Source organism: Alteromonas sp. MMG017, assembly GCF_018100795.1.
Lineage (GTDB): Bacteria > Pseudomonadota > Gammaproteobacteria > Enterobacterales > Alteromonadaceae > Alteromonas.
Window position 1 is genome coordinate 1 of sequence record NZ_JAGJDY010000037.1, and the last position, 1,121, is coordinate 1,121.

Sequence of the window (1,121 nt, forward strand, 5' to 3'; positions counted from 1 at the left end):
GAAGATGAAGCGGTAAGAGATTTATCCCGCGCTCGAGAGCTTGCGATGAAAGATTTAAAAGAAGCCAAATACCAACTCAAAGCGCTGCTGCTGAGAAACAATATTCGGTATGAAGGCACTGCTAATTGGTCGAAGAAACATCTGCGGTGGCTGACTGAACTGATATTACCTCATCCGGCGCAGCAAATCGTATTGCAGGAACAGTTGCAGACTATTGAAGAGCGGATCCGCCGCTTAGAAAGGCTGGATAATGAGCTAACCCATCATGTACACCAGTGGCGTTATTATCCTGTCGTTAAAGCGATCCAAGCCATGCGTGGTGTGAGGCTGCTAGTGGCGGTTGGGGTTGTTGCTGAACTTGGAGATTTACACCGCTTCGACCATCCTAGAAAGCTCATGGCTTATTTAGGCTTGGTACCCAGCGAACATTCCTCTGGTGGAAAACGGCACTTAGGCGCAATAACCAAATGTGGGAATGGTAGAGCTAGGCGCTTACTCATTGAGGGCGCACATAGTTATCGCTATCCAGCCAATATCTCGACGGATATTCAAATTCGCCAAGAAGGGCTACCCAAAGACATCGTCGATATTGCGTGGAAAGCACAGCTTCGTCTGTGCAAACGCTACCAGCGAATGAGTAAAAAAGGTAAGCATTACAATCTCATTATCACCGCAATAGCCAGAGAGATGGCAGCCTACATATGGGCTATCGCTAAAGAAGTGGTGCTTACGCCAGTTAATCCAAAATTGAGATTGAGCAGAGTACCTGCATGATAAGCGAGTTTGAGCTAACGCATTCGGATCAGGCCGCGGAATGTGGCACAACCTACGAGGGCGTTATGATGGCAATAACTTAACGGTTATTGACCCACGAGCATAGACTGATGAGAAAGGCTGAGCGGTCACCGGGCCACGGCGGAACGAGTAAGGTAGGCGCTGTTCACTGAAAGGTGAATAATCCATTAATACCACTGGGGCGACACTCGCCATGACAACCGACGACATTACTGCCTCATCCGGTGCGTTAGCTCATTTAATATGAGTAAGAACACAGCTAATTATGGACCGAAAAAATGTCAGGGAGACACTCGGTTTTTATTGACAAGGGGAGTCATACCAAC

At 47.8% G+C, this 1,121-nt stretch carries 2 protein-coding genes; one reads left to right on the forward strand and one right to left on the reverse strand.

From position 1 onward, the window contains the following. Positions 1-774, forward strand: a 774-nt coding sequence (locus tag J8L84_RS20100) for an IS110 family transposase (protein WP_211072257.1), incomplete at its 5' end; no start/stop codon positions are given. Between the two features lie 63 nt (positions 775-837). Here the strand turns inward: J8L84_RS20100 and J8L84_RS20105 are convergent. Continuing rightward, a complete protein-coding gene (locus J8L84_RS20105) occupies positions 838-1,005 on the reverse strand; it encodes a hypothetical protein (protein ID WP_211072258.1) in 168 nt (55 codons plus the stop codon). Positions 1,006-1,121: the final 116 nt, after the last annotated feature.